Annotated in this window: 27 protein-coding genes and 2 tRNA genes; 11 read left to right on the forward strand and 18 right to left on the reverse strand. The window is 69.5% G+C overall.

Annotation, left to right across the window (positions count from 1 at the left end):
* Positions 1-11 precede the first annotated feature (11 nt).
* Positions 12-1,022 carry a ribosome small subunit-dependent GTPase A gene (gene rsgA, locus AB0G47_RS12320; RefSeq protein ID WP_360767570.1) on the forward strand — a complete coding sequence of 337 codons (1,011 nt, stop codon included), beginning with the start codon at positions 12-14 and terminating at the stop codon, positions 1,020-1,022.
* Positions 1,023-1,131: 109 nt separating this feature from the next.
* Positions 1,132-1,455 (forward strand): multidrug efflux SMR transporter, encoded by a 324-nt coding sequence (locus AB0G47_RS12325; RefSeq protein ID WP_360767573.1) that lies wholly within the window; start codon positions 1,132-1,134, stop codon positions 1,453-1,455.
* Positions 1,456-1,468: 13 nt separating this feature from the next.
* Here AB0G47_RS12325 and AB0G47_RS12330 read toward each other — a convergent pair whose 3' ends face one another.
* The gene (locus AB0G47_RS12330; protein WP_360767575.1) at positions 1,469-2,074 is read right to left on the reverse strand and encodes a TetR/AcrR family transcriptional regulator; all 606 of its coding nucleotides are present in this window, start codon (positions 2,072-2,074) and stop codon (positions 1,469-1,471) included.
* A 161-nt stretch (positions 2,075-2,235) separates the two neighbouring features.
* Between AB0G47_RS12330 and hisN the strand changes: the two genes are divergently transcribed.
* Together hisN and AB0G47_RS12340 are read left to right on the forward strand one after the other, a co-directional pair.
* The gene (hisN, locus tag AB0G47_RS12335; RefSeq protein WP_360767578.1) at positions 2,236-3,036 is read left to right on the forward strand and encodes a histidinol-phosphatase; all 801 of its coding nucleotides are present in this window, start codon (positions 2,236-2,238) and stop codon (positions 3,034-3,036) included.
* 148 nt (positions 3,037-3,184) lie between these two features.
* A complete protein-coding gene (locus AB0G47_RS12340; RefSeq protein WP_360767580.1) occupies positions 3,185-3,586 on the forward strand; it encodes a CBS domain-containing protein in 402 nt (133 codons plus the stop codon).
* A gap of 80 nt (positions 3,587-3,666) precedes the next feature.
* Here AB0G47_RS12340 and AB0G47_RS12345 read toward each other — a convergent pair whose 3' ends face one another.
* Positions 3,667-5,118, reverse strand: coding sequence for a catalase (locus tag AB0G47_RS12345; protein WP_360767583.1), 1,452 nt, complete (start codon positions 5,116-5,118; stop codon positions 3,667-3,669).
* A gap of 144 nt (positions 5,119-5,262) precedes the next feature.
* Here AB0G47_RS12345 and AB0G47_RS12350 point away from each other — a divergent pair, with 144 nt between their 5' ends.
* Positions 5,263-5,682: a Fur family transcriptional regulator gene (locus tag AB0G47_RS12350; protein ID WP_360767586.1), complete on the forward strand. Its 420-nt coding sequence runs from the start codon at positions 5,263-5,265 to the stop codon at positions 5,680-5,682.
* 178 nt (positions 5,683-5,860) lie between these two features.
* Positions 5,861-6,967, forward strand: coding sequence for an ATP-binding cassette domain-containing protein (locus tag AB0G47_RS12355; RefSeq protein WP_360767589.1), 1,107 nt, complete (start codon positions 5,861-5,863; stop codon positions 6,965-6,967).
* A 46-nt stretch (positions 6,968-7,013) separates the two neighbouring features.
* On the opposite strand, the gene AB0G47_RS12360 is transcribed toward AB0G47_RS12355, so the two are convergent.
* The 4 genes from AB0G47_RS12360 to AB0G47_RS12375 all read right to left on the reverse strand — a co-directional run bounded on the left by AB0G47_RS12360 (position 7,014) and on the right by AB0G47_RS12375 (position 12,300).
* A tRNA-Met gene (locus AB0G47_RS12360) sits at positions 7,014-7,087 on the reverse strand.
* A gap of 157 nt (positions 7,088-7,244) precedes the next feature.
* Complete coding sequence (locus AB0G47_RS12365; RefSeq protein ID WP_360767591.1) at positions 7,245-9,068, reverse strand: sel1 repeat family protein; 1,824 nt, start codon at positions 9,066-9,068, stop codon at positions 7,245-7,247.
* 219 nt (positions 9,069-9,287) lie between these two features.
* Positions 9,288-9,361, reverse strand: a tRNA-Met gene (locus AB0G47_RS12370).
* Between the two features lie 50 nt (positions 9,362-9,411).
* Positions 9,412-12,300, reverse strand: coding sequence for a UPF0182 family protein (locus AB0G47_RS12375; protein WP_360768014.1), 2,889 nt, complete (start codon positions 12,298-12,300; stop codon positions 9,412-9,414).
* A gap of 146 nt (positions 12,301-12,446) precedes the next feature.
* Between AB0G47_RS12375 and AB0G47_RS12380 the strand changes: the two genes are divergently transcribed.
* Positions 12,447-12,989: a PPA1309 family protein gene (locus tag AB0G47_RS12380; protein WP_360767594.1), complete on the forward strand. Its 543-nt coding sequence runs from the start codon at positions 12,447-12,449 to the stop codon at positions 12,987-12,989.
* 58 nt (positions 12,990-13,047) lie between these two features.
* Here the strand turns inward: AB0G47_RS12380 and AB0G47_RS12385 are convergent, their stop codons facing one another.
* The 4 genes from AB0G47_RS12385 to AB0G47_RS12400 all read right to left on the reverse strand — a co-directional run bounded on the left by AB0G47_RS12385 (position 13,048) and on the right by AB0G47_RS12400 (position 16,198).
* A complete protein-coding gene (locus AB0G47_RS12385) occupies positions 13,048-14,136 on the reverse strand; it encodes a PDZ domain-containing protein (RefSeq protein WP_360767597.1) in 1,089 nt (362 codons plus the stop codon).
* An 89-nt stretch (positions 14,137-14,225) separates the two neighbouring features.
* Positions 14,226-14,387, reverse strand: coding sequence for a hypothetical protein (locus AB0G47_RS12390; RefSeq protein WP_360767599.1), 162 nt, complete (start codon positions 14,385-14,387; stop codon positions 14,226-14,228).
* A gap of 140 nt (positions 14,388-14,527) precedes the next feature.
* Entirely contained in the window at positions 14,528-14,992 is a 465-nt protein-coding gene (locus tag AB0G47_RS12395; protein ID WP_360767602.1) for a molybdenum cofactor biosynthesis protein MoaE, read from the reverse strand.
* 93 nt (positions 14,993-15,085) lie between these two features.
* The gene (locus tag AB0G47_RS12400; RefSeq protein WP_135334375.1) at positions 15,086-16,198 is read right to left on the reverse strand and encodes an SDR family oxidoreductase; all 1,113 of its coding nucleotides are present in this window, start codon (positions 16,196-16,198) and stop codon (positions 15,086-15,088) included.
* 191 nt (positions 16,199-16,389) lie between these two features.
* Here AB0G47_RS12400 and AB0G47_RS12405 point away from each other — a divergent pair, with 191 nt between their 5' ends.
* Positions 16,390-17,835: a zinc-dependent metalloprotease gene (locus AB0G47_RS12405; RefSeq protein ID WP_360767606.1), complete on the forward strand. Its 1,446-nt coding sequence runs from the start codon at positions 16,390-16,392 to the stop codon at positions 17,833-17,835.
* A complete protein-coding gene (locus AB0G47_RS12410) occupies positions 17,832-18,356 on the forward strand; it encodes an NUDIX hydrolase (protein ID WP_360767608.1) in 525 nt (174 codons plus the stop codon). Before AB0G47_RS12405 ends, AB0G47_RS12410 begins: the two co-directional genes overlap by 4 nt.
* A gap of 83 nt (positions 18,357-18,439) precedes the next feature.
* Here the strand turns inward: AB0G47_RS12410 and AB0G47_RS12415 are convergent, their stop codons facing one another.
* The 4 genes from AB0G47_RS12415 to AB0G47_RS12430 form a co-directional block, all read right to left on the reverse strand.
* On the reverse strand, positions 18,440-19,195 hold the full coding sequence (locus AB0G47_RS12415; RefSeq protein ID WP_360767611.1) for an AIM24 family protein: 756 nt from the start codon (positions 19,193-19,195) through the stop codon (positions 18,440-18,442).
* 16 nt (positions 19,196-19,211) lie between these two features.
* Complete coding sequence (locus tag AB0G47_RS12420; protein ID WP_135334379.1) at positions 19,212-19,892, reverse strand: AIM24 family protein; 681 nt, start codon at positions 19,890-19,892, stop codon at positions 19,212-19,214.
* Positions 19,893-19,903: 11 nt separating this feature from the next.
* A complete protein-coding gene (locus AB0G47_RS12425) occupies positions 19,904-21,619 on the reverse strand; it encodes a TerD family protein (protein ID WP_360767614.1) in 1,716 nt (571 codons plus the stop codon).
* Positions 21,620-21,758: 139 nt separating this feature from the next.
* A complete protein-coding gene (locus AB0G47_RS12430) occupies positions 21,759-22,355 on the reverse strand; it encodes a M48 family metallopeptidase (protein WP_360767617.1) in 597 nt (198 codons plus the stop codon).
* A 211-nt stretch (positions 22,356-22,566) separates the two neighbouring features.
* Between AB0G47_RS12430 and AB0G47_RS12435 the strand changes: the two genes are divergently transcribed.
* Together AB0G47_RS12435 and AB0G47_RS12440 are read left to right on the forward strand one after the other, a co-directional pair.
* Positions 22,567-23,700: a ThiF family adenylyltransferase gene (locus AB0G47_RS12435; RefSeq protein WP_360767620.1), complete on the forward strand. Its 1,134-nt coding sequence runs from the start codon at positions 22,567-22,569 to the stop codon at positions 23,698-23,700.
* Between the two features lie 41 nt (positions 23,701-23,741).
* Entirely contained in the window at positions 23,742-25,127 is a 1,386-nt protein-coding gene (locus AB0G47_RS12440) for an AarF/ABC1/UbiB kinase family protein (RefSeq protein WP_360767623.1), read from the forward strand.
* A gap of 32 nt (positions 25,128-25,159) precedes the next feature.
* Here AB0G47_RS12440 and AB0G47_RS12445 read toward each other — a convergent pair whose 3' ends face one another.
* From AB0G47_RS12445 to AB0G47_RS12460, 4 genes are all read right to left on the reverse strand, one after another.
* Positions 25,160-25,351, reverse strand: a complete 192-nt coding sequence (locus AB0G47_RS12445; RefSeq protein ID WP_360767626.1) for a hypothetical protein — start codon at positions 25,349-25,351, stop codon at positions 25,160-25,162.
* Between the two features lie 144 nt (positions 25,352-25,495).
* Positions 25,496-25,822, reverse strand: a complete 327-nt coding sequence (locus AB0G47_RS12450; RefSeq protein WP_360767629.1) for a hypothetical protein — start codon at positions 25,820-25,822, stop codon at positions 25,496-25,498.
* Positions 25,819-26,187, reverse strand: a complete 369-nt coding sequence (locus AB0G47_RS12455) for a WhiB family transcriptional regulator (RefSeq protein WP_360767632.1) — start codon at positions 26,185-26,187, stop codon at positions 25,819-25,821. The genes AB0G47_RS12450 and AB0G47_RS12455 overlap by 4 nt, the downstream gene beginning before the upstream one ends.
* 170 nt (positions 26,188-26,357) lie before the next feature.
* The gene (locus tag AB0G47_RS12460) at positions 26,358-26,723 is read right to left on the reverse strand and encodes a hypothetical protein (RefSeq protein WP_360767635.1); all 366 of its coding nucleotides are present in this window, start codon (positions 26,721-26,723) and stop codon (positions 26,358-26,360) included.
* Between the last annotated feature and the right edge of the window lie 151 nt (positions 26,724-26,874).

Consider the following 26,874-nt stretch of genomic DNA (forward strand, 5'->3'; position numbering starts at 1 on the left):
CTGATCCAGACATGCGCCGCTACGGAAAGAACCCCGACGAGGACGACATCCGCGTCCGCCCCAACCGCAAGGGCAACCGCCCCCGCACCCACATCAGGCCCAAGCACGAGGACGCGTCGGACGGCATGGTCCTCACCGTCGACCGGGGGCGTCTGACGGTCCTGGTCGACGACCGGATCGTGATGGCCATGAAGGCCCGCGAACTGGGCCGCAAGGCAGCGGTGGTGGGCGACCGGGTCGCGCTCGTCGGTGACCTCTCCGGCAAGAAGGACACCCTCGCGCGGATCGTGCGCATCGAGCCGCGTACGTCGGTGCTGCGACGCACGGCGGACGACGACGACCCCTACGAGCGGGTGGTCGTCGCCAACGCCGACCAACTGGCGATCGTCACCGCGCTCGCCGACCCGGAGCCGCGCCCGCGCCTGATCGACCGGTGCATCGTGGCGGCGTTCGACGGCGGTCTGAAGCCGATCCTCGTCCTGACCAAGTCCGACCTGGCATCGGCGGACAAGATCCTGGAGACGTACTCCACGCTCGACGTGCCCTATGTCGTCACCAGCCGCGAGGAGTTCACCGACGGCGCGGAGCTCGCCCAGGTGCACGAGCTGCTCGACGGCAAGATCACCGCGTTCGTCGGCCACTCCGGAGTGGGCAAGACGACGCTGGTGAACGCGCTGGTCCCGGAAGACCGCCGACGCACGACCGGCCATGTCAACGCCGTCACGGGCCGCGGCCGCCACACCACCACGTCCGCCCTCGCGCTCCCCCTGGAAGGCTCCGACAGCTGGGTCATCGACACTCCGGGCGTACGGTCCTTCGGCCTCCACCACGTCGACCCGTCCCGCGTCATCCACGCCTTCCCCGACCTGGAGGCGGGCACCGAAGGCTGTCCGCGCGCGTGCAGCCATGACGAGCCGGACTGCGCACTGGACGAGTGGGTGGCTCAGGGACACGCGGATCCCGCGCGTCTTTACTCACTGCGCAGGCTGCTCGCAACGCGGGAGCGACGCGACGGCGACTGACCTCACCGTTGTTTGCACCCCGGGCACAGTGGCAAGTGCATAATCGCACCAAGCCTGATCCAAGCCAGGCGAAGCGGTCACGGAACGTTCAGTTGCGGGAGGCAGATACATGGCGTGGCTGCTGGTCATTGTCGCCGGGTTCCTGGAGACCGGATTCGCGGTCTGCCTGAAGCTCTCGCACGGCTTCACCCGGCTCTGGCCCACGATCACCTTCGCCGCCTTCGCGCTCGGCAGCTTCGGCCTGCTCACCCTCGCCCTGCGCAAGCTCGACGTGGGTCCTGCGTACGCGGTCTGGACGGGCATCGGCGCCGCGGGCACCGCGGTCTACGGAATGATCTTCCTTGGTGACGTGGTCTCCACCCTCAAGCTCGTCTCGATCTCGCTGGTGATCGTCGGCGTCATCGGCCTCCAGCTCTCGGGCTCCGCGCACTGACACCGGGCGCCGCTCACGGATTGCTCCACAGACCGAGGACCCCGCGCACCAGCTCCACCGGGTCCTCGCCCTTCGGCGAGGGCGCGATGACGTACGAAAGCGCCATCCGCACGGCACTCTCGCAGGCCATGGCCAGCTCTTCCGTGTCCTTCGGCCGGGCCCTGCCGTTCAGCGCGTGCACCGCCTTGTCCCGTACGAGGGCGAGCAGTTCGGCGGGGGTCGGGACACCGGCGTCCGCGCGCCGCTGCGCGGGCACGGGCGACGAGGAGACCCCGGGGCGGCTCGGCGCGGGCAGGCGTTCGCCCCAGCAGCCGGTGAGCATGGCCCGCACCAGGGCGTTTGCGCGCGCGGCGCCGATCGTCCAGGAGGTCACGGCGGCGAGCCGGTCCACGGCGCCGCCCTCCGTGGCGAGCGCGCGCTCCACCCCGTGCAGATACTGGTCGGTCTCGCGCCTCAGCAGGGCGCGCGCGAGGCCGTCCTTGCTGCCGAACTCGTTGTAGAGGGTCTGCCGGGACACCCCGGCCACCGCCGCGACGTCCACCATGCGCACCCCCGGCCACGGGCGGCGGGCGAGCGCCGTATAGGCCGCGTCCAGTAAGGATTCCCGAGCTGCAGGCATCGTCGCCTCCATGGGCCGAGCGGCTCTGCGGCCAGAGTTGACGCGCTCGGGGGCACTGTCAATAGCTCCGGCGCGAGCCCGCTGCGTATGCGTCATGTCCGGGAATGGCCCGGACATACGGCGCTGTGGCTCAGGCAGATCGAGATCGATACTGTTCACCCATGCCCGACTACCACGATGATCTGCGTCTCGCCCACGTCCTTGCGGACGCCGCCGACGCCGCGACGATGGACCGGTTCAAGGCCCTCGACCTGAAGGTCGAGACCAAGCCGGACATGACGCCGGTGAGCGAGGCCGACAAAGCGGCCGAGGAGCTGATCCGCTCCTCGCTGCAGCGCGCCCGGCCGCGCGACGCGATCCTCGGCGAGGAGTACGGCATCGAGGGCACGGGCCCGCGCCGCTGGGTGATCGACCCGATCGACGGCACCAAGAACTATGTACGCGGCGTGCCGGTCTGGGCCACGCTGATCTCCCTGATGGAGGCCGGCGAGGGCGGCTATCAGCCGGTGGTCGGCGTCGTCTCGGCGCCCGCGCTCGGCCGCCGCTGGTGGGCGGCGAAGGGCGGCGGCGCGTACACCGGGCGCAGCCTGACCTCCGCTTCGCGGCTCAAGGTCTCCCAGGTCTCGCGCATGCAGGACGCCTCGTTCGCGTACTCCTCGCTCACGGGCTGGGAGGAGCAGGGCCGCCTCGACGGCTTCATGGACCTCACGCGCGCGGTCTGGCGCACCCGGGGCTACGGCGATTTCTGGCCGTACATGATGGTCGCCGAGGGCTCGGTCGACATCTGCGCGGAACCCGAGCTCTCCCTCTGGGACATGGCGGCGAACGCGATCATCGTGACGGAGGCCGGCGGTACCTTCACCGGCCTCGACGGCACCCCGGGCCCGCACAGCGGCAACGCGGCGGCGTCGAACGGCCTGCTCCACGACGAGCTGCTCGGATACCTCAACCAGCGCTACTGAGGGCGTACGCCACACGGGTGCACGCCCTGAACCGGCAGCACGCGCCCCCTTGTTGACGGCCCGCATGGCTGCGACTCTGAGAGTCCCCCCACTTGTGAACTTGTGAATCGCTTCTCGTAGCGATCCACCCAGGAGGTGGCTCAAGCCCATGCTCGTCCGCGACGCCATGAGCACGATGGTTCTGACCATCGGCCCCGCCCACACCCTGCGCCAGGCGGCCCGGCTGATGTCGACGCGCCGCGTCGGCGCGGCCGTCGTCCTCGACCCCGACACCTGCGGCCTGGGAATCCTGACCGAGCGCGACGTCCTCATCTCGCTGGGCGCGGGGCAGAACCCCGACATCGAGACCGCGGGCACCCACACCACGACCGACGTCGTCTTCGCCACCCCGGCGTGGACCCTGGAGGAGGCCGCGGACGCCATGTCGCACGGCGGCTTCCGGCACCTGATCGTGATGGACGGCAATGAACCGACCGGCATCGTCTCCGTCCGCGACATCATCCGCTGCTGGGCGCCGAACCGCAGGGGCACACAGACGCTGACGGCCTGAGCTGCACTTCTTTCGGATACGGAAGGCGGGCCGGACCCCGAGGGGATCCGGCCCGCCTTTTCTCCCTACGACAAGCCCCGTCAGCCGCGAAGGGCCTGGACCGCGGCTTCGAGCCGCTTGCCGAAGTCACCGTCCGCCTGGCGGAAGTTGTCGATCGCGCGCTCGGCGATGTCGTCGCGCGAGACACCCGCGATGTTGCCCGCGAGGTTCTCGATCAGACGGGCCTTCTCGTCCTCGGACATCAGGCGGTAGAGGTTGCCCGCCTGCACGAAGTCGGTGTCCTCGGCGTGCGAGGGCGCCTCGTGGTTGCCGGTGCCACCGGTGACGGCGGACGTCACCCACAGCGGCCGGTCCGTCTGGAAGGGACCGCCGAAGGAGTTCGGCTCGTAGTTCTTGGCACCCTTGTGCCGGCCGTCGTACAAGAAGCCGTCACGCGAGTTGGTGCGCGCCTCGGTGGCGTGCGGGCGGTTCACCGGCAGGTGGTCGGCGTTGATGCCGACGCGGTAGCGGTGCGCGTCGCCGTACGCGAAGAGGCGGCCCTGGAGCATCTTGTCGGGCGAGGGACCGATGCCCGGCACGAAGTGCGCGGGGCTGAAGATCGCCTGCTCCACCTCGGCGAAGATGTTCTCCGGGTTGCGGTTGAGCTCCAGCTTGCCGATCTCGATCGGCGGGTAGTCCTCGTGCGGCCACACCTTGGTGAGGTCGAACGGGTTGAAGCGGTAGTTCGCCGCGTCGGCCGCCGGCATGATCTGCACCTGCACGGTCCAGGTCGGGAAGTCACCGCGCTCGATGGCCTCGCGCAGGTCGCGCTGGTGGGAGTCGGGGTCCTCGCCCGCGAGCACGGCCGCGTCGGCGGCGGTGAGGTTCTTGATCCCCTGGTCGGTCTTGAAGTGGTACTTGACCCAGAAGACCTCGCCGGCCTCGTTGTTCCACTGGAACGTGTGCGAGCCGTAGCCGTTCATGTGGCGGTACGAAGCCGGGATGCCCCGGTCACCGAAGAGCCAGGTCACCTGGTGCGTGGCCTCCGGGCTCAGTCCCCAGAAGTCCCACACGTTGTCAGCCTCCTGGCTGCCCGTGTACGGGTCGCGCTTCTGCGTGTGGATGAAGTCCGGGAACTTGATGGCGTCCTTGATGAAGAACACCGGGGTGTTGTTGCCGACGAGGTCGTAATTGCCCTCCTCGGTGTAGAACTTCAACGCCCAGCCCCGCGGGTCACGCACCGCGTCGGCCGCACCGAGGTTTCCGGCGACGGTGGAGAACCGCAGAAACGTCTCGGTCTCCTTCCCGACCTCGGAGAGGAACTTGGCACGCGTCCACTGCGAGACGTCACGGGTGAGGGTGAAGGTGCCGTACGCACCGGCGCCGCGCGCATGCACGATGCGCTCCGGAATGCGCTCGCGGTTGAAGTGCGCGAGCTTCTCGAGCAGCAGCTGGTCCTGGACCAGTACCGGACCGCCGACGCCCGCGGTCTCGCTGTTCTGGTTGTCGGCGACCGGCGCGCCGGCCTCCGTGGTGAGCGGTCCCTGCGTCACGTGCGCCTCCTGCGTATTTCCTGCAAGTCCTGTCCCTTGGCGTTTGCCGTACTCGATCCTACGATGGACTTTGTCTAAGTCAAGTAAGCATCCAAAGTCACACCTGTTCGGGACCTGGTCCCGCTCCCTGTTAAGGTGGCCCTTATGAGTGACCTCCTGGAACGACTGCGCGGACGCGGCTGGCGCATGACCGCACAGCGGCGCGTCGTGGCCGAGGTCCTCGACGGCGAGCACGTCCATCTGACGGCCGACGAGGTGCATGCCCGCGCCGTGGACAAGCTGCCCGAGATCTCCCGGGCGACCGTCTACAACACCCTGGGCGAGCTGGTGACCCTCGGCGAGGTCCTTGAGGTCTCGACGGACCGCAGGGCGAAGCGCTACGACCCGAACGCGCACACGCCTCACCAGCACCTGGTCTGCGCCAAATGCGGCGCGATCCGCGACGTCCACCCCACAGGCAACCCCCTGACCAACCTCCCCACCTCAGAACGCTTCGGCTTCACGGTCGAGGGAGTAGAGGTCACGTACAGGGGCACGTGCCCCAACTGCGCGGCGGCGGCTTAACACTGGGCTGTCTGGTTTGTGGGCAGGCGTTCCGCACGGCGGAACGGGTGGGCACAAACCGGACCACGACCCGCGGATAACGGCGAATCTCAGCCAGGGCAGACCTCTTCCAAGATCTGACGGTGCGTCATATTCTCGGCGGCGCCCAACATCCGCCTGCCCTCCGCAAGGAGACCCCGTGGGAGATCCGCACCCCAAACTAGAAGCCCACGCAGTAACAAGAACCTTCGGCCGAGGCGCCAAGGCGGTAGCCGCACTAGGCCCCGTAGACCTGAGAATCGCCCCAGGCGAGTTCACCTGCATAGTCGGCCCATCCGGCTGCGGAAAGTCGACCCTGCTCCGGATAGCAGCAGGCCTGCTCAAGCCCAGCAGGGGCGAGCTGAAGATCCGCACAACCGCCCAGCGCCCCGCAGCGATGATCTTCCAGGACTACGGCATCTACGACTGGAAAACCGTCCAGGCAAACGTCAGATTCGGCCTGGACGTCCACCTCAAGGTCCTGCCGACCCCCGACGCGCTCCCCCTCCTGGCCAAGGGAGACATCGACGCCCAGTGGGCCGCCCCCGAGGCCGCCGTGATGAACGGCATCACCAGCGGCTTCACCATCAAGTGGGCGGCCGGGAACTTCTCCCCCGACCCGCAGTCCAAGAGCGGCCTGTGGGTGAAGCTGAAGAAGGGCGAGCACGCGGACCACGTCCCGATGGCCGGCCGCAAACTCGGCACCATGATCGGCAAAGGGTCGGTCATCTCGTACCCCATGGGCAAGGCCCTGAAGAAGCACGGCGGCGGCCTCGACAAGATCCAGTTCCAGCAGCTCGGCTCCGCGGACGTCCTGACCGCCCTCCAGAACGGCGGCACCGACTCCGCCTGGCTCCTTGACCCGGTCTGGCGCAAGGTCGACGGCGACAAGCGGTACGCCTTCCTGGGCGGCCAGCCCCAGGGCGAACCCCTCGGCGGCCTCCTGTTCGGCCCCGATCTCCTGACCGAGGACCCGGACGCGGGCGTGGCGCTGCTCCGCGCGTACATCAGGACGGTGAACACCTACTTCGCCGGCGACTACAAGGCGGACAAGGCCTTCGTCTCCGAACTGGCAAAGCTCCTGAAGACCGACGAGGCAGTCCTGAGGTCGACTCCGTCACTCCGCATGGACTGGGAGATCCGCTCGGGCACGACGGACCGGCTCCAGGACGCGTACGAGGCCGCGGGCGTCACCGAGGGCGACAAGGTCCCGGAGGAGAAGGCGGTGGACCGCAAGCTGTACGGGGAGGCGGTGGGCCACAAATAACGCCGAAGGTCCGGAACCCTGATGGGTTCCGGACCTTCGGTTTCAGTAGCGGGGACAGGATTTGAACCTGCGACCTCTGGGTTATGAGCCCAGCGAGCTACCGAGCTGCTCCACCCCGCGTCGGTAAACGCAACTCTACGTCAAGCCCACGACCAGCGCAAATCTACTTCCGCGCCTTGCTGTGGGCAGGCGTTCCGCAGGGCGAAACGGGTGGGCACAGCCCACCCACCGCCCTGCACCCGCCCGACAACGCCAAGGTACAAACAGCGTGGGCGAGCTAAGCCGTCAGTTCCTGCTGAAGCGCCTCGCGCAACCGAGCCGCCCGCTCGGAGACCTCAGCAGGCCCAAGATCAACGGCACGAGAAGCCCACCGCTGCCCCTCCACCAGCTGCCCGCGCCGAGCGTAAAGCAGCGCAAGCCGCAGCGCCGCCCGCCCATGCCCCGCGTCAGCGGCCCGCGTCCACCACAGCGCCGCCTCGGGCTCACTGCCCTCACGAGCAAGCAGCAGCCCCAGGTTGAACGCCCCGTTCCGGCTGCCCGCCTCCGCGGCAAGGCGGTACCACCGAGCGGCCTCGACGACGTCGCCACGCCCCGCGGCCAGCATCCCGACCCGCACCTGCGCACGCCGGTGCCCCTGCTCGGCGGCCCGCTCGTACCACTCCTCGCACTCGGTCTTCTCGGCAGCGGGCTCCCCGAGCGCGGGCGGACCCGCGGGCGGTCGCCGCGCATCGAGCACGGTGCCGAGCCGATACGCCGCCTCCGCACTGCCGCCACCGGCCGCGCACCGCAGATGCCGCTCGGCGTCCTGTTCGTCGCCCTCGCGCAGCCGCGCCGTGCCGACCTGGAGCGCGGCCTCGGTGTGCCCGGCGGCCGCCGCACGCTCGTACCAGGGCAGCGCCGCACCCTCGTCGTCACGCGACGCGTACAGGATCCCGAGGTTGAAGGCCGCGTCCACACTGCCCGCCTCGGCGGCCTTGGAGAACCACGGCTCGGCGCCCGCCGCATCGCCGCCCTGCAGGAGCAGCACCGCCAGCGCGTTCGCCGCCTCGCGGTGGCCGGCGTACGCCGCACGCCGGTACCACTGGTCGGCCTGCGCGGTCCGCCCCTGCTCGGCGCAGAGCAGCCCGAGGTTGTAGGCGCCGTTCACATCGCCCGCGTCCATGGCCGCGCGGTACCACCGCTCGGCGGTCTGGGTCTCGCCCCGCTCGGCATGCAGCGCGCCGAGCGCGTTCGCGGCGTTACCGTCCCCGTCCTGGGCGGCTTTCAGCCACCAGACGGCGGCGCTCTCCGTGTCGCCGGCGTCCCGCAGCAGGAAGCCGAGGGCGCAGGCGGCGCGCGCCTCGCCGTCCTTGGCGGAGTTCAGGTACCAGCGGCCGGCCTCCTTCAGCTCGCCGCGCTGCTCCAGGATCGCGCCGAGGTGCAGCGCGGCACGCCGGTGCCCGCGCGCGGCGGCCTGGCGGTACCACTGCTCGGCCTCCGCGGCGGCGGACCGTACACCTTCGTCTTGGGCGGACTCGGCGGACTCGGCAGGCTCGGCGCGCTCGGCGGCGGACCGCCGGTCGAGGGCGCGGGCGATCCGGTACGCGGCCTCGCGGTGGCCGCGCTCGGCGGATGCCCGCATCCAGCGCTCGGCGCCCGCGTCACCGCGGTGCTCCAGGAGGTCGGCGAGGGCGTACGCCCCCAGCGCGTGGCCCTGCTCGGCGGACTGCCGCAGCCAGTACTCGGCGGCCGGCTCGTCGCCGCGCTCACGGTGGTGCCGCCCGAGCGCGTGTGCGGCCGCGGCGGATCCGGCGACGGCGGCGACCCGCCACCAGCCGGCCGCCTCATCGGCGTATCCACGCTGGTGGAGCAGGACTCCGAGGTTGTTGGCCGCCGCCCGGTCGCCCTCGGCGGTCGCCGCGCGCAGCATGGATTCGGCCCCGTCGAGATCACCGCGGCGCAGCAGAAGGCTTCCCAGGACGCTCATCGCGTCGACATCTCCGGCCTCGGCGGCGAGCCGATGGCGCAACTCCTCGGCGGCCGCCCCGGGATCCTCCCGGTCGGCCGGCTGCACAAACCGCCCTGTCTCCAACAGAGTTGCCTTGTCCCCCATAACGTCCATCGTCGCACCACCTGCAACCTGGGTACACCTGGTATACCGCAGCCAGTGAGGTCACTTCAGCGTTTTGTCGACATGCCCACAGAGAGATAAGTGAAACACAGATTCCCCAACTCCCCCCGGCCGGAGCATGCTTCGCACAGAACAGCGCACGCCGACACGGCACCACGGGCACATGACGAAGGCCCGGATCCGATAAGGATCCGGGCCTTCGTCTTCTAGTAGCGGGGACAGGATTTGAACCTGCGACCTCTGGGTTATGAGCCCAGCGAGCTACCGAGCTGCTCCACCCCGCGCCGTTGTGTTGAAACAGTACCACGGCGCGGGGTAGGTGCTTTACACCTGGTCAGCCGCCCTTGTTGTTGCCCTTCGGCTCCTTGGACTGGGCGTCCTCTGCTCGCTGCAGCGCTTCCTCGAGGTCCTTCTGCGCCTCGCCGTACGCCTTCCAGTCGCCGTCCTTCAGCGCCTGCTGGCCGTCCTCGAAGGCCTTCTGCGCGTCGTCGAGCGCCGCCTGGACCGTCGGGTCGTCGGACTTCGGCGGTTCGGGTTTCTCCTCGTCGCCCGGTGGTGGCTCCTCGACCGGTGGCGCACCGTCCTTGCCGAACACCTGGTTCAGGGCCTCCTCCAAGGTGTTCTCGAAGGCGATCTTGCTGCCGTAGGTGACGAGGACCTTCTTGAGAAGCGGGTACTTGAGCCCGCCGCCCTTCACGTAGACGGGTTCCACATAGAGCAGGCCGCCGTCCAACGGCACGGTCAGCAGATTGCCGTAGTCGACCTCTGAGTCACCGCCCTTCAGGAGCCTGATCTGCTCGGCGATGTCCTCGTTGGAGTTGAACTTGCTCTGTACCTGCTTTGGTCCGTCGACCGTTCTGCTTGACGGCATCTTCAGTATTCTGATCTTGCCGTAATCGCTGGTCCCGGCCTCGGCGTTGACCGCCATGAAGGCGCTCAGGTTGTCCCGGCCATTCGGCGTGAAGGACGTCGTCAGCGAGAAGTCCTGCTTCTTCTGGTCCGGCATCTTCATGCTCAGGTAGTACGGCGGGACGGCGCTGCCCGACTTGTTCGTCGGGTCGTCGGGCACCTGCCACACCTCACTGCCGCTGAGGAACGTCTCGGCGTCCTTCACGTGGTAGCGGGAGAGCAGCTCGCGCTGGACCTTGAACAGGTCCTGCGGATACCGCATGTGGTCCATCAGGGCCTGCGAGATCTCGCTCTTGTCCTTGACCGTGCCCGGGAACGCCTTGCGCCAGGTCTTCAGGACCGGGTCCTTGGTGTCCCACTCGTAGAGCTTGACCTCGCCGGTGTACGCGTCGACGGTCGCCTTCACCGAGTTGCGGATGTAGTTGACCTGGTTCTGCTGGGCCACCACCGCACGCTGGTTGTTGGCTGCGGTCAGCGAGTCGGCCGTGGTGTCCCCCAGCGTCGTACGCGACGCGTAGGGATAGCCATTGGTGGTGGTGTAGGCGTCGACGATCCACTGGATCTTGTTGCCGACCACCGCCGGATAGGCGTCGCCGTCGATGGTCAGCCAGGGGGCCACCGCCTCGACGCGGTCCTTGGGCGTGCGGTTGTAGAGGATCCGCGAACCCTCGCCGATCGCTCCGGAGTAGAGCATCTGCGGCTCACCGAACGACACCGCGTACGCGGCCCTGTTGATCGGGTTGGAGAGATTGACGCCGCTGTCGCCCTTGTAGCTCGTCGTCTTCTCGCCGCTGTCGTCGGAGTAGTCGATCTCCTTCTGCGGGCCGCCGACGATCGAGTACTGCGTCGTCTTCTCGCCGTAGTAGATCCGCTGCTCGTACGACCCGAGATTGCCCTTGGACGGCAGGTCGGACTCGGTGAAGACCGGTCGTCCCTGGCTGTCCGCCTCGGTGCCCTTGGCCGCGACCACGCCATACCCGTGGGTGTAGCGGAAGTGGTCGTTGATCCAGTTGTTCTTGGGCACGCCGTCGAGGTTCAGCTCGCGCAGGCCGATGACCGTGTCCTGGTCCTTGCCGTCCTTGCTGTAACGGTCGACGTCCAGGTTCGACGGGAAGCCGTAGTAGTTCTTCATCTGCTGCAGCTGCTGGAACGTCGGCGAGACGATGTTCGGGTCGAGCAGCCGGACGCTCGCGGCGCCGTTCGCGTCGTCGCGCAGCTTCGTCTGGTCGGCCGTCCTGCTGACGCCGGGGTACTCCTTGACCTCGGTGCCGCCGATCCCGTACGCCGCGCGGGTGGCCTTGAGGTTCTTCTCCACGTACGGAGATTCCTTGGCCTGCTCGTTCGGCTGGACCTGGAACTTCTGCACGATGGCCGGGTACAGACCGCCGATGAGGATGGCGGAGAGCACCATCAGGCCGAAGCCGATGACCGGCAGCTGCCAGGTGCGCCGCCACAGCGTCGCGAAGAACAGCAGGGCGCAGATGACGGCGATGCAGAACAGGATCGTCTTCGCCGGCAGATACGCGTTCGCGTCCACGTAGCGCAGGCCCGTCCAGTTGCCCGTCGCCTTGAAGTCACTGGACTTCACCGCGAGGCCGTACCGGTCGAGCCAGTAGGCCACGGCCTTGAGCGTCACGAAGATGCCGAGCAGCACCGACAGATGACCCGTCGACGCCGCCGTCGCCCGCGCGCCGGGGCTGGTGATCCGCAGCCCGCCGTACAGGTAGTGCGTGAGCGCGGCGGCGATCAGGGAGAGCACCGTCGCCGCGAAACCGAAGCCGAGCAGGAAGCGGTACCAGGGAAGGTCGAACGCGAAGAACGACACGTCCATGTGGAACTGCGGGTCCTTCTGGCCGAAGGAGACGCCGTTCACCCACATCAGCCACGTGCGCCACTGGCCCGCGGCGGACGCGCCCGCGATCAGGCCGACCAGCGTCGCGATCCCGAGCAGCAGCCACTTCTTGTACGGCGCGATGCTCATGCGGTACCGGTCGAGGCTCTGCTGCTCCATCGACATGGCGCTCAGCGGCGGGCGCAGCCGGTGCGCCAGCCAGATGTTCACGCCGACCGCGGCCGCCATGAGCAGGCCGAAGACGAAGAACAGGCCTACCTTGGTCCACAGGGTCGTCGTGAAGACCGACGAATAGTTGACCGAGCGGTACCAGAGCCAGTCCGTCCAGAACCCCGCGAACATGACGAAGAGCATGGCCAGTACGGCCAGGATGCCCAGTGTCATGAGCAGGGTCCGGACGCGACGGGACGGTCGGCCCACTCTGATCCGTGGCCCCGTCGGGCCTCCGCCGCGGTCCGGCATCTGGAAAGCCAAGGTGCGCACCTCGAAGTTCGATGTTGATTCTGTTGATCCGTCAGGGCCCTGTGATCGTGGACCCACACCTATGCAACTTACTCACGCTTTACTCGGTTCCCGTTTCTCGGGACTAACGAGGCAGGATTGTGACCATGTCCAACACTCCCATGGCAGCGAGCCCCCTCACCCGTGCCGTCCTCGAGATCGACGAGTACGCGTCCGGTCTGGGCTGGGACCGGCCCGCACGCCTCTTCGCGCTCGTCGACACGGCGCGACTGCGCACCCAAGAACCCGGCCTCGCCTCACAGCTCGGCCTCGACGAATCCCAGGAAGACACCGGCCTGACCCCCATCGAGCAGGAGGAGCTTCCCGAAGGGAAGCCGCTCGACGAGTTCCTCGGCACCATCGCCTGGCCGGACGCGGTGGCGGGCTGCGCGCTCACCGTGGAGCGCATGATGCTGCCGCCGTCCGCGGAGACCTCCGTCCCGGAGGGGCTCAGCGAGGGCAAGCTCGCGAAGTGGGTTGCCGAGCACCCGGACCGTCAGGAGGTCCGTATGACGGTCGCGGTGCTCCGTGACGGCGCGCGCGAGTCGGCGCTGCGGCTGCGCGAGAAGGACTCCGCGACGGAGGTCCTCACGGGCTCCGACCTGGTCCCGGGCCTGGCGGACGCGCTGGCCGCGACGTTCGCCGAGTAACTCGGCCGTCATGCGCCTGCGCCGCCGCCGGGTTCTCCGGCGGCGGCGCAGGCGTCTGTCACTTCTTGGCGGTGCACTGCGGCAGGTCCGCGGTGTCGCCCTTGCGTATGTCCTGGAGGGCGTCCACCGCGTCGTCGATGGTGTTCACCTTGACCAGCGTGAGCCCGTCGGGGATGTCCTTGGCGGCGGTGGCGCAGTTGTCCTTCGGCGTCAGGAAGTACTCGGCGCCCTTGTCGCGCGCTCCGACGGTCTTCATCTCGATGCCGCCGATCGGGCCGACCTTGCCGCTGTCGTCGATGGTGCCGGTGCCCGCCACGAACTTGCCTCCCGTGAGGTCGTCCGGGGTCAGCTTGTCGACGATGCCGAGCGCGAACATCAGTCCGGCGCTGGGGCCGCCCACGTCCGCGAGCTTGATGTCGATGGTGAACGGGAAGGTGTGGTCGGTGCCCGCCTGGATGCCGACGATCGCGCGGCCGTCCTTCGCCTTCTCCGTGGTGATCTCGACGTCGTCGGTCTCCGTGGCCTCCTTGCCGGCCTTCTCCGCCGCGGCGGCCTCCTTGACGGGGACGACACTGAAGACGACGTTCTGGCCCGGCTTGTGCTTGGTGACCAGCTTGGCGACGTCCGTCATCTCCTTCACGGGCGTGCCGTCGACCTTCTTGATGACGTCGCCCGCGTGCAGCTTGCCCTCGGCCGGGCTCTTCTTGAAGACGGTGGAGACGACCACCTGCGACTTCACCGGAAGGTCCAGCTCCCGCAGCGCCGCGACCTTGGCGCTCTCCTGGGACTGGCTGAACTCTTCCGCGTTCTCCTGGGACGACTGCTGCTCCGTCTTGCCGTCCGGGTAGAGGGTGTCGTGCGGCACGACGATGTTGTCGTGGGCCAGCCAGCCGTAGACGGCCTCCGCGATGTTCATGTTGTAGTCGGCGCTGGTCACCCGGACCGTGGTCATGTTGAGGTGACCGGTCGTCGGGTACGTCTTGTGGCCGGAGATCTGCAGCACCGGCTCGCCGCCGTGGTCGCCGAGGGTGTTCACCGTGGGGCCCGGGGACATCTCCGCGTACGGGACTTTGATGAGGACTCCCGCGCAGAGCAGCGCGATCAGCATCAGGGTGGAGGCGAGCATCGTCGCGGTGCGGCGTGGCATGGAACGACAGTACGGGACCTGTCTGTCAGTGCACCCCTGGGGCCAGTCCGTACGGGGCCTTCAGGCTCCGGGGCGGGACATCGGGTCGCTCAGTGCGACTTGTCCATGGCCTTGCGGAAGGCCGCGTAGCCGTTGAGCTCCGTGGCGTCGCCCGTCTTGCCCGACTTGCGGTTACGAGTGGCCCAGCCACCCCACAGACCCGCACCGACCGCCGCCGCAAACGGAATCAGCAACCAGGCAAGTGATGCCATGTCGACCTCCTGACCCCACGAGCGACCGCAACTGACTGATCAGCAGATTAACCATCCGCTCTGTCAACGCTCACGGCAGGGGTCGGGTTACGCAACCGGAAGCTCGTGGGCCGCCTGGCCAGGGAGGGGAGGCGGCAGACTCAGCAGGCGCCGACCCACTCTTCCTGCCCGTCGGAGAAGCGCTGGTGCTTCCAGATCGGCACCTCGTGCTTGAGGTCGTCGATCAGTTTGCGGCAGGCGGCGAAGGCCTCCGCGCGGTGCGGGCAGGAGACGGCGACGACGACCGCCAGATCACCCACGGCCAGGTCGCCGATGCGGTGGACGGCGGCAAGGGCACGTACCGGGAATTCGGCGACGACCTTCTCGGCCACCCGGCGCATCTCCGCCTCGGCCGTGGGGTGGGTCGAGTACCCCAGCTCGTCGACGTCCGCGCCGCCGTCGTGATTGCGCACGGTCCCCACGAAGAGCGCCGTGCCGCCGGCGGCGTCGTCACCGACGGCCCGGAACACCTCGTCCAGGGAGAGCGGGGTGTCACGGATCGCGAGAAGCCGGATCGGATCCTGTGCAGCCTGCTCGCCGGGGTGCTCGTTCGTGGTGCGTGCCATACGGCCATCGTGCCGCACGGCACGGACATCACGGAATACCGTTTTCGCCCGGCACGCACGCGTACCGCTTTGGAGATCCCTACAGGCAGGCCCTCAGATCCGCCGCCGCGCCTTCCGCGCCCGGCGGACCACCGCGGCCGCGCCCAGCAGCGCGACGGTCGCACCCGCGGCACCCGCGGCGGTCGCGTCCTTGCGCCCGAGCCGCCGCCCGGCGACCGTACGCCTGCCGGACACCTCTTCCAGGAGCTCCGCGAGAACCTCCTCGTTGGTCCACTGCGGCCGCCACCCCGCGTCATGCAGCCTGCTGACGCTGACCACCCACGGATACATCGTGTACGCCAGGTCACCGGCCGGAGAGGGAGTGAGACCGATCCGGTGCAGCCGCGCCGCGGCACCGAGCGCGACGGTGGAGGGCAGCTCCATGCGCCGGATCTCGCTGAGCTCCTCGACCTCTTCCTGCTCGAGCCACCCGTCACAGCCGACGGCGAGCTCCCCCTCGACCTTCTCCAGGACGGCGTACTCCAGGGCGCTGCACAGATCCTCGACGTGGCAGAACTGCCAGGCCGGCCGCGACCCCGCCACCACAAGGAGCCGGGGCGACTCGAAGTAGCGCGTGAGGGCCGTGTCCGTGCCGCCCACGAGAATCGCGGGCCGTACGACGGTGACATTCAGACCGGGGTGCGCGCGCGGCGCACGCCGGGCGAGCCGCTCGACCTCCAGGAGATCGCCGACCCCGGTCGCCTCCGCGGTCGCGCGCAATTCGGCGTCTTCGGAGAGGGGCAGTTCGTTCTCGGCCAGCGCTCCGTAGACCATCGCCGACGTGCACAGGACGACACGGTGGACGCCCGCCGCGGCAGCCGCCGTCAGCACGGTCTGTGTACCGCGCACGTTGTACGCCGTACGGGCGGCGGCGTCGGTCTCCAGGTCGAGATCGAGCGCGAGGTGCACCACGACGTCCGCGCCCCGCAGCTTCTCGGCGATCGCGGGGTCCCGTACGTCCAGGATGTGCCACTGGGCCTGGGCGCATTCGCCCCGGCGCTCGTCGATGGCGATGACCTGCTTGATCTCTTCCGACGCCGCGAGGCGCTCGGTCAGCAGCGCGCCCACGCCGGACGCGGCGCCCGTGACGGCTACCACCGGCCCGCGGACGGGGGCCGGAGTTGAGAGGTTTCGCGCTGCGCGAACCTGTGGATCTGGGGAACTCACGGGGCGTCTCCAGCGGTTGTCTTCAGTAGATACGCGAATGACGCGTACGTACCAGGTGGCATCCATCCTGCCGCAGGCCATGAGTAGGCGAAGCACTGAGGCCCGAACCCGTCACGGTGTCTACGCTGGGTGGTGTTGTAGGGCAGCCGCCGCCGGAACCGTACCGGCGGCCTGACGAGCCGAGGAATCCCGTGAGTGACACCCCATTCGGATTCGGCCTTCCGCCGGAGGAGCCGGAAGACGGCGACGAGGGCAAGAAGAAGGACACCCCCGGAGGGGGAGGTCAGGGCGCCGGTGGCCCCGCGAACCCGTTCGGTTTCGGGTTTCCCGGAGCGGGCGGGCAGGGCGGCGACAATCCGTTCGCCGCGATGTTCGGTTCGATGAACCCGAACGATCTGGGTGCCGCCTTCCAGCAGCTCGGCCAGATGCTCTCGTACGAGGGCGGCCCGGTGAACTGGGACATGGCCAAGGACATCGCCCGCCAGACCGTCTCCCAGGGCACGTCCGACGGCGTCAAGGACGCCAGCGTCGGCCCCGCCGAGCGCTCCGCCGTCGAGGAGGCCGTGCGCCTTGCCGACCTGTGGCTGGACGACGCGACGTCGCTCCCGTCGGGCTCCGGCGTGGCCGTGGCCTGGAGCCGCGCCGAATGGGTCGAGGCGACCCTCCCGGTGTGGAAGGAGCTGGTCGACCCGGTCGCCGAGCGCGTGGGTCTGGCCATGGGCGATGTGCTGCCCGAGGAGATGCAGGCCATGGCGGGCCCGCTGATCGGCATGATGCGCTCCATGGGCGGCGCCATGTTCGGCCAGCAGATCGGCCAGGCCGTGGGCGTGCTCGCGGGCGAGGTCGTCGGTTCCACCGACATCGGCCTGCCGCTCGGCCCGGCGGGCAAGGCCGCGCTGCTCCCGGTGAACATCGAGTCCTTCGGCAAGGACCTGGGCATCGACAAGGACGAGGTGCGGCTCTACCTGGCCCTGCGCGAGGCCGCTCACCAGCGACTCTTCGCCCATGTGCCGTGGCTGCGCTCGCATCTGTTCGGCGCGGTCGAGGGGTACGCGCGCGGGATCAAGGTCGACACGGCCAAGCTGGAGGACGTGGTCGGCCAGCTCGACCCGCAGAACCCGGAGCAGCTGCAGGAGGCGCTCCAGCAGGGCATGTTCCAGCCGGAGGACACGCCCGCCCAGAAGGCCGCCCTGGCCCGTCTGGAGACGGCTCTGGCGCTCGTCGAGGGCTGGGTGGACGCCGTGGTGCACGCCGCCGCCAAGCCGCGTCTGGCATCGGCCGACGCGCTGCGCGAGACGCTGCGTCGCCGCCGTGCGACGGGCGGCCCCGCGGAGCAGACCTTCGCCACGCTGATCGGCCTTGAGCTGCGTCCACGCCGGCTGCGGGACGCCTCGCGCCTGTGGGCCTCGCTCACGGACGCACGCGGCGTGGACGGGCGCGACGGCCTGTGGGCCCACCCGGACATGCTGCCGACGGCCTCCGACCTGGACGACCCGGACGGCTTTGTGCACCACGAGCAGCTGGACTTCTCGGAGCTGGACAAGATGCTCGGCGAGGCGGCGGGCGGCGGCGCCGCGAAGCCGGACCTCAAGAAGGACGCCAAGGACACCGAGAACGAGGACGACAGCGACAAGTGAGCCTGCACGACGACGCGGTCCTCGTGCTGAAGGGCTACGAGGACCAGGAAGAGCTGCGCCAGTACTACCTGGACCATCTCGCCGCCCACCCCGACGACGGCATGTGGAAGGCCTGCACGGACGGACACGTGACGGCGAGCGCGCTGGTCATCGACCCGTCACGCGGCCGCGTGCTCCTGACGCTGCACAAGAAGCTGCAGATGTGGCTCCAGATGGGCGGCCACTGCGAGCCGGGCGACGCCTCCCTGGCCGCGGCGGCGCTGCGGGAGGCGACGGAGGAATCCGGCGTCCGAGGGCTGACCCTGCTGCCGGGCGGTCCCGTCCGCCTGGACCGGCACCCGATCCCGGGGCCCTGCACGCAGCATCTCGACGTGCAGTACGCGGCACTGGCCCCCGCCGACGCGGTCGAAGCCATCAGCGACGAGTCCCTGGACCTGCGCTGGTTCGCGTACGACGAAGTGGCGGCGGTGGCCGACGAGTCGGTCGTACGCCTGGTGGAGGCCACGCGAGCGCGGCTGTAAACGCGCCCCTATAAGGGGCGCGGGGAACTGCACGACCAGCCACGTACGGCCCGCAGATCCCCACGCCCCTTCCCCGTGGAGGGTCAACTCCAGACGTTGCCCTGGTTCTGCCCCCGGGCACCCTGCTGCCCCATGCCGAACTGGGCCCTGGCGCCCTGCCCGATAACGGCGTTCTGCGGCGGCAGCAGCTCGCTGGGCTGGACGAGCGCGTAGCCCTGGCCCATGAAGCTGAGCTCCCAGCCCTCACCCGTGTTGCCGCGGCGCCGCCACACGCCCGATGAGTGCGTCTGGGCCTGCATCTGCACCCGCAGACCGTTGGACCAGGCGACGATCGCGTCGGCGTCGGCGTTCACGTACTTGTCGGGCGTGACCTCCATCATCAGCGGCTGCCCCGAGGTCATCAGGGCGACCTTGCCGCGACCGGTGATGTTGAGCTGGTACTTGCCCGAGCCGGAGATGCCGTACTGGCTGTCCACGGCGATGACCTGGTGGGTCAGCGACGAGTCGAGCGCGAGGACATAGCTGCTGTCCACGGTCAGACCGTCCCTGTCCACATCCACTACGTGGATGTACTGGGCGAGGTTGGCGAGATAGACCGTGCCCTGCCCGTGGCAGCGCATCAGGTCGAGGCCCTCACCCGTGTGCGCGCGGGCGCGCTGGTTGCCCTGGCTCTGGTACTCGGCGTCGAACTCGATCAGACCCTGGTAGGCGACCATGGCGCCCTTGCGGGCCAGGATGTCGTCGTGGCCCTCCAGGGCGACCCGCAGCAGCTGCGGGTTCTGGACGGTGTAGCGCTCCTGAGTCTGCTGCTCGGTGTGCGCGAAAAGTGGGCTCTGCATGGTGTGTTGTTCCCCCTCAGCCCCGTGCCCGGAGACGGTCGGTGCTGTCCTCGCTGGGCTGTACGACGACGATGCCCTCTCCGGAGAAGCCCATCTGATAGGCCTCGCCGCTGCCACGCCCGATGAGCGAGCCGGCCTTGAAGCTGCGCTTGCCCTTCACCTTGAGGTTCGGGGACCAGGCGAGCAGCGCGTCCGGGTCGACGTACGTCTCGTCGTCGCCACGGCCGCAGTCGACGACGACCGGCGTGCCACGGGAGGTCAGCGCGACCCAGCCCTGGCCCGAGATCTTGATGTTCCACAGGCCCTGTCCTGCGAACTTGGCCAGGCCCTTGACCCGCTCGACGCCCCACTGGAGGGACGCGTCGAAGGCGAGCAGGTTCGTGCCGTTCACCGAGAGCGAGTCGCCCGCCAGGTTGATGACGACGACGTCGGCTCCGTAGTCGGCGAGATAGAGCAGGCCGTCTCCGGAGCACTTCATCAGAGGTGCTCCCTCGCCGGTCATCCACTCCTTGGCGATCTGGCGGACCGCGGGGGGATTGGGCTCGTACGTGACGAACCCTTCGTAGGCGACCATCGAGCCCACGCGCGCGAGGAGGTCGTTTCCGGTCTGCATGGCCACCTTGAGCATGTGGTTGCCATGGTTCTCCATACGGGCGGCGACAGGCGCCGGGGCAAAGCCCGCGAGTTGCTGATTCATGACGGGCTCCCTCAGACCTCGTACGGCTGGACGATGATGAAGTTGCCGGGCGCGCCCCGGAACTGGAGGTTCACGCTCTCCCCCGTGGAGCCGGCGTACGCGTTGCTGCGCAGCCGCACCTGGCTGGAGACGATCGCCTGGGCGGCCGCCGACCAGGCGACCACGGACTGGCAGTCGGCGAATGTCGTCGGCGTGACGGGCAGGACGACGGGCACGCCGTGCGTCTTGACGATGACCGTGCCGGTGCCCTGGAACTGCATCACGAACAGCGCGCCACCGGGGATGCCGTGGCCCTCGATCCTGCGCACCTCGTGCTGGAGCGTCTCGTCGAACGCGAGGACGTTCTCGGCGGAGACGCAGATCGCGTCCCCCTGGAGCTCGATCGGGTGCAGGTGCGTGGCTTCCTCGGCGAGGAAGACCTGGCCGCGGCCGGTGCAGCGCATCAGCTGCATCTCCTGGCCGGTCTGGTTGCCCACGACGCGGCCCGCGAAGCCCGCGCCCTTGTAGCTGAACTCGACCTTGCCCTGGTAGAGCACCATGCTGCCCTGGCGGGCGAGGATGGCCTGTTCGGCGATGCCGAGGTCGACGCGGATCAGCTTCTCGTTCTGCTGCGTCCAGCGCTGACCCGTGGGCGCCTCGCGGTACTTCTGGAGGGCGGAAGCCACACCGGCGCCCTGGGGTGCCGCGCCCTGCGGGGCGGCGGGCTGGCCGGGGAACTGGCCGCCGGGGGGCTGCTGGCCGTAGCCGGGCGGCATCGGGGCGCCGGGCTGCTGCCCGTACCCGGGAGGCATCGGCGCCTGGGGCTGCTGGCCGTATCCCGGCGGGGGCGGCGCGGTCTGGCCCGGGGCCTGCTGCTGGCCGGGGACCTGGCCGAACTGCGGCGGCTGCGGCGGCTGCTGGCCCGGCTGCCCGTACGGCGCGGCGGGCGCAGGCGGCACGGCACCGGCCGGCGGCTGGTTCATGGGCGCCACGATGGTCTGCGCGGCGTGCACCGACGGGTCGGCGGGAGCGGGCGCCGGAGGCGGCGTCGCACCCTGCGGCGGCGCGAAGTTCTGCGCGGGAGCCGGAGCGGGGGCGGGAGCCGGTGCCGGGGCGGGCGCGCCGCCTGCCGGAGCGCCGAACGCGGGCGGAGCCGCGGCCTGGGCGGGCGGCGCGAAGGACGGTGCGCCGGCCTGCGGCTGCTGCGCGGCGGGCTCCTCTTCGGCGACCTCGCCGCCGAAGTTCCTCAGGAGCGCGTCGAGCCCGCCGTCGAAGCCCTGCCCGATCGCGGCGAAGCGCCAGACGTCCTTCAAGTAGAAGTCGCCCAGCATCACCGCGCGTTCGGTGGAGAACTCGGCGCCGTTGAAGGAGTAGCGGGCCACTTCCTCGCCGCCCGCGACGATCCGGATGTAGCCGGGGGCGACCTGCGACATCTGCCCGGCGCCGTCGATCGTCGCGGTGAACGACAGCTTCTGGATCTTTGCCGGGATCCGGTCCAGCGTGACCCGGAAGGACTCCGTGTCGCCGGCCTGCGCGCCGAGGAGCTGGATGGACTCCTCGGGAGACTTCGGCTGGTTGAAGAAGATGAAGTAACTGTCGTCCGAGAGGCGCTCGTCCGCGTCCAGGCCGAAGCAGCTGATGTCGAAGCTCAGTCCAGGGGCTGAGATCTGCACACCTACGTACAGATCGGTCCCCGAAGTGAGGTCACTGATCTTGGCCTTGTGGCCGCGTTGGAATTCCCTGGCCATACGTAACGACCGTCCCCCATCCCGAATGTAAATGCGTCGCGCCAGGCTAACCGCAAAGTCCGACAGTGAGCCAAGCCGGTACAGACCCGGTACACAACCCCGCCATCCCGCCTACACAACCCCGGCGTCCCGCGGAAGTTCACTCCACGCGGGCGGCGGGCAAATGGGGCAGCCGGTCGGCCGCGACCACACCCTCGAGGTACCCGCGGGCCCGCTCCGTACGGGGATAGGCCTCCAGGAGCCGCCAGAAGCGGGGTCCGTGTCCGGGGACGAGGAGATGCGCGAGCTCGTGGACGAGGACGTAGTCGACGACGTACTCGGGCATGCCCTGCAGCCGGTGCGACAGGCGGATGCTGCCCTCCGACGGGGTGCACGATCCCCACCGGGTGTTCTGGTTTGTGACCCAGCGAACGGACGACGGCCTGGCCCGGCCCTCGAAGTACTGCTCGGACAGCAGCTCGGCACGCCCGGCCAGTTCCGCGTCGCCCAGGACCCGCTTGCTCTCCTGGGCCGCGAGCTTGTCGAGCATGACGTCGACCCAGCGCTTCTCCTCCGCCTCGGACATCCGGGCGGGGATGAGCACAACGGTGCGGTCGCCCTCCCGGTACGCGGAGACCGTTCTGCGGCGGCGGGCGCTCCGTCTGACCTCGACCGCGCTCGCCCCCGAGCCGGGTGACGGCGGGCTGGTCGTGCTGCGCTGTGGATTTCCGGCGCGGTGCAGTGGGTCGGCGGGCACGCCCCGACGTTACCCGCTGCGTGTGGGGGAAGTCCCGCCTCCGGGACGGTTCGGCGGTGTTCCGCTCCCCGTGCGATCGATTAGTACGACGAATACCCACTGCCTGTGGACAATTTTCCGCGGCCGTTCGCCCCGGCGGGCATTCTGGCAGTCGACCGGCGATGCGGACGGGGACCGCGCCGGAGGACATCAGGGGACACGGGGGACGACCATGCATCCGATCTTGAAGCCGGCGCTGCGCCGCGGCTGGCGCGACCTGAACACCGTCCAGTTCGGCGTGGCACCCGCGCACGCGCTGGTGCTCGGCCCGGTGGACACGGCGACCGGCAGCTTCCTCAACCTCCTGGACGGGACACGCGGGCTGCCGCTCCTGCGTGAGGAGGGCAAGCGGATGGGCCTGCCCGACGATCACGTGGACACCCTGGTGCGACGGCTCTCCAGGGCCGGGCTCCTGGACGACGCGACGGGCGGCGGCCCGGCCGCCGACGCCCTGCGCAAGCGGAGCGGGGCCATGGACCGGCTGCGCCCCGATCTGGCCTCCCTGTCGGTGGTGACGCCCGAACCGGGCGACGGCATGCGGAAGTTGGCGGCGCGCCGTGCCATGCGGGTCCAGGTCCGGGGCGCGGGCCGGGTGGGCGCCGTGCTGGCATCGGTTCTTGCGGGGGCGGGTGTGGGACAGGTCGATGTGCGGGACGGGGGCCTCGTCGAAGCGTGGGACGTGGCGCCGGGAGGTCAGCCCGCCGATGCGGTCGGGGACAGGAGGGACGCGGCGGCACGGCGGGCGGTGCGCCGCTCGGCTCCCGACCGGCCACCCCGGCCGGGCAGGACCGATGAAGGGGAGCCGGGCCTCTCCCTCGTCGTCATCGCGCCGCGGGACGGGCTCGACGCCCATGCCCCGGACCCGGTCGCCGCCGAGCCGCTGGTCTCCTCGGGGACACCGCATCTCTATGCGGGGGTGATCGAGGGAACCGGAGTGGTGGGGCCGCTCGTCCTGCCGGGAGCGACGGCGTGTGCGGGCTGTCTGTCGCTGGAGCGGGCGGACCGGGATCCCACCTGGCCGCGCATGCTGGCCCAGTGGCGTTCGGGACGTGCGCGCCATGTGACGGCGTGCGATCTGGCACTGTCGACCACGGTCGCCGGCCTGGCCGCGGCGCATGCGCTCGCCTTTCTGGACGGGGCGGCACCGGCGAGCGCGGGGGTCCGCTGGGAGGCCTCCGTGCCCGGTCTCGACTGGCACACACGGCCGGTGCTCCCCCATCGCACGTGCCCATGCGGGGCGGGTGCGGTGGATAAGGGGGAACACCCCGCCGGGACCCGAGAGCGGCACGACACAATGGCCGGGTAGGCGCCGGACAAGGCGCGGCTGTCTGGGACTTGGAGGGGCGCATGTCTGATCTTCCCCGGAAGGCGGTTACCCGTACCGCCAAACTGGCCGCGCTGCCACTCGGCTTCGCCGGGCGCGCGACCTGGGGGCTCGGCAAGCGGATCGGGGGCAAGTCGGCGGAGATCGTCGGGCGCGAGCTGCAACAGCGCACGGCGGAGCAGCTGTTCAAGGTGCTCGGCGAGCTCAAGGGCGGGGCCATGAAGTTCGGCCAGGCCCTGTCGGTCTTCGAGTCGGCGCTGCCCGAGGAGGTTGCGGGGCCCTATCGCGCCGCGCTGACGAAGCTGCAGGAAGCGGCGCCGCCGATGCCGACGAGCACCGTGCACGCCGTGCTCGAGGAGCGGCTCGGCGAGGACTGGCGCGAGCTGTTCCTGGAGTTCGAGGACAAGCCCGCGGCCGCCGCGTCGATAGGGCAGGTCCACCGGGCGGTGTGGGAGGACGGGCGCGAGGTCGCGGTCAAGGTGCAGTATCCGGGGGCGGGTGAGGCGCTGCTCTCCGATCTGAATCAGCTCAGCCGGTTTGCCCGGCTCCTGGGGCCGCTGATCCCGGGGATGGACATCAAGCCGCTCATCACGGAGCTGCGCGACCGGGTCTCCGAAGAGCTCGACTACGGCCTGGAGGCGCAGGCGCAGCAGGCGCACGCCGAGGAGTTCGCGGACGATCCGGATGTCGTGGTGCCCGCGGTGGTGCACCAGTCCGAGCAGGTGCTCGTGACGGAGTGGATCGACGGCGTACCGCTGTCGGAGGTGATCGCCGACGGCACGGGGGAGCAGCGCGACCGGGCCGGGCAGCTGCTTGCCCGCTTCCTGTTCTCGGGCCCGGCGCGCACGGGCCTGCTGCACGCCGATCCGCACCCGGGCAACTTCCGTCTGCTGCCGGACGAGAAGGACGGCTGGCGGCTCGGCGTCCTCGACTTCGGCACGGTGGACCGCTTGCCCGGCGGACTGCCCGTCACGATCGGCGAATCCCTGCGGATGACGCTCGAGGGCGAGGCCGCCGCGGTCTACGAGATGCTGTGCGAGGAGGGCTTCGTCAAGGAGTCGGTCGACCTCGAGCCGGACGCGGTCCTTGACTATCTGCTGCCGATCATCGAACCGATGCTGGTCGAGGAGTACACGTTCACGCGCGGCTGGATGCGCAGCCAGGCGGCGCGGGTGGCCGATCCGCGTTCCCCCGCCTACCAGTTGGGCAAGCAGCTGAACCTGCCGCCCGCGTATCTGCTGATACACCGTGTGACGTTGAGCACGATAGGGGTGCTCTGTCAGCTCGGTGCGACGGTGCGGATGCGGGACGAGCTCGAGGCGTGGCTTCCGGGCTTCCTGGAGGAGGAGCTTGAGTTCGAGGAGAAGCTTGCGGAGGAGGAGGCCGACGATCCGGCGGCCGGGGCCTGAGGTGACGGCTCGCGCTCACCACCAGGTGGAACTCACCACCAGCTGGAGTCGAGCCGTCCCTCGATGGCTCTGAGGTTCTCGCGCGCGCAGGATTCACAGAAGTAGCGTCGGGCGCCGTTCTCCACGGAGCAGGTCCAGGTGAGCGGCGCGCCGTCGGCGACCGTTCCGCAGCGGGAACACACGAGATTCTCGGTACCCGCGGGCTGAGGAGGCTGCTGGTCCACCCGGCGACCATATCGCCGCTTCCGGAGCTGCGCCCGGCACAACGCACCGCGGGGGCCGGTCCGTTCGGACCGGCCCCCGCGGGCTCTTTCGTGGTGCGCGATGTTCTGGCGCTCAGCCGATGCGTCGGCGTGTCAGTCGCCAGGTCAGTGCATGACCGCCATGGCGAGCGCGCGCCGGGCACGCAGTGACGCGCGCTCCGCGCGGCGCTGCATCCGGCGGGCCGCCATCAGTCGCACGGCCGGACGCTGGGCGTCGGCCTCACGCATGCGTTCGTGCATATGCGCACGCGCCATGGCTTCTGGGATGAGTTGCATCTCGCGGGTCCTGTTCTGGCGCGAGTCGTTCGCGCCGGTGGTGGTGAAGTCCGGGGTGGCCGAGCCGGCGGGCTCGGTCGTGACTGCTGCCTTCATCGGGGCCTGCTTCTGGGGGTCGTGCGTCAGGGGGCGATCAATCGTTCCGGTGGTGCTCATGCCGCGACCGGGTTCTTGCGCGGACGGCCACGCGGCCGCTTGCGGGCCACGACGACACCCTGGACGAAGAGCTCGCCGCCCCAGACGCCCCAGGGCTCACGCCGCTCCTTGGCGCCGGCCAGGCAGGCCTCCATCAGCGGGCAGGTACGGCAGAGGGACTTGGCGTACTCGACGTCCGCCGGCGACTCGGCGAAGAAGACCTCCGGGTCGTAGGCACGGCAGGGGACGGGTACGCCGAGGTTCTCGATGGCGTCGTCGAGCGCGGTGAGCGCAGTGAGGGGAGTCAAGGTGGGGTCCTCCGTGGGAGCGGGCGGGGAGAGAGTCTCTGAAGGCGGTACGGACGGGGCGTGCGCTTCGAGTTGCACGGTGGTGTTCTTCCTCGTCTGGTCGTGCCGGCCTGGGTCGGCCGGTTGGCGGCTGGTACCGGGTCTTGCTCTTGGCCCCTTCGCTCTGTCTCCCTGTTTTGGGGAAAACAGAAGGGCCGCGGATCCCGGGTGGGGTTCCGCGGCCCTGAAGGCGCCGGTCTGATCGAGGATCAGACTGGATCACTCCAGGGTTCGAGCCCACGGAAGGCCCACATCGTGTGGTGGTGCGTCGTCTGCTTCTTGGCTCCGGCACCGGCTGCGGCAAAGGCATAGGCCTGCGCCTGTGCCGTCGCTACTGCTTCCGGTGCCTTGGTCGCTCGCTCGCTGCCTTCATTGACCTCACGCATCGGAAGAACGTTGAGAGCGGTGCGCGGGAGGGACAGAGGCAGGACAGAGGACTCCGGACGGACGGCGGCGGCAGCGATGCCACCGGACAGACCGGTGCCCAGGTTCGAGAAGCCGAGCAGGCAGGAAGCGACGACCGAGCGATCGGTCATTTTCGCGGTGCTGATGAAGCTCTGGTTGATGCTGATCACTGGAATCGCCTCCTCTCGGCGTCTATGGGATCGACCGAAACCGATCCTGCGGGCTATTAAGTACAGCACGGGGCGAGGGCTTCGGAGAAGCCGCCGTTCCCGTGCTTAAGAACCTATGGGTCTTCCTTGCGCATGCGCAAACTATTTTTTC

This window comes from Streptomyces sp. NPDC021622 (assembly GCF_040640795.1).
Classification (GTDB): Bacteria; Actinomycetota; Actinomycetes; order Streptomycetales; family Streptomycetaceae; genus Streptomyces.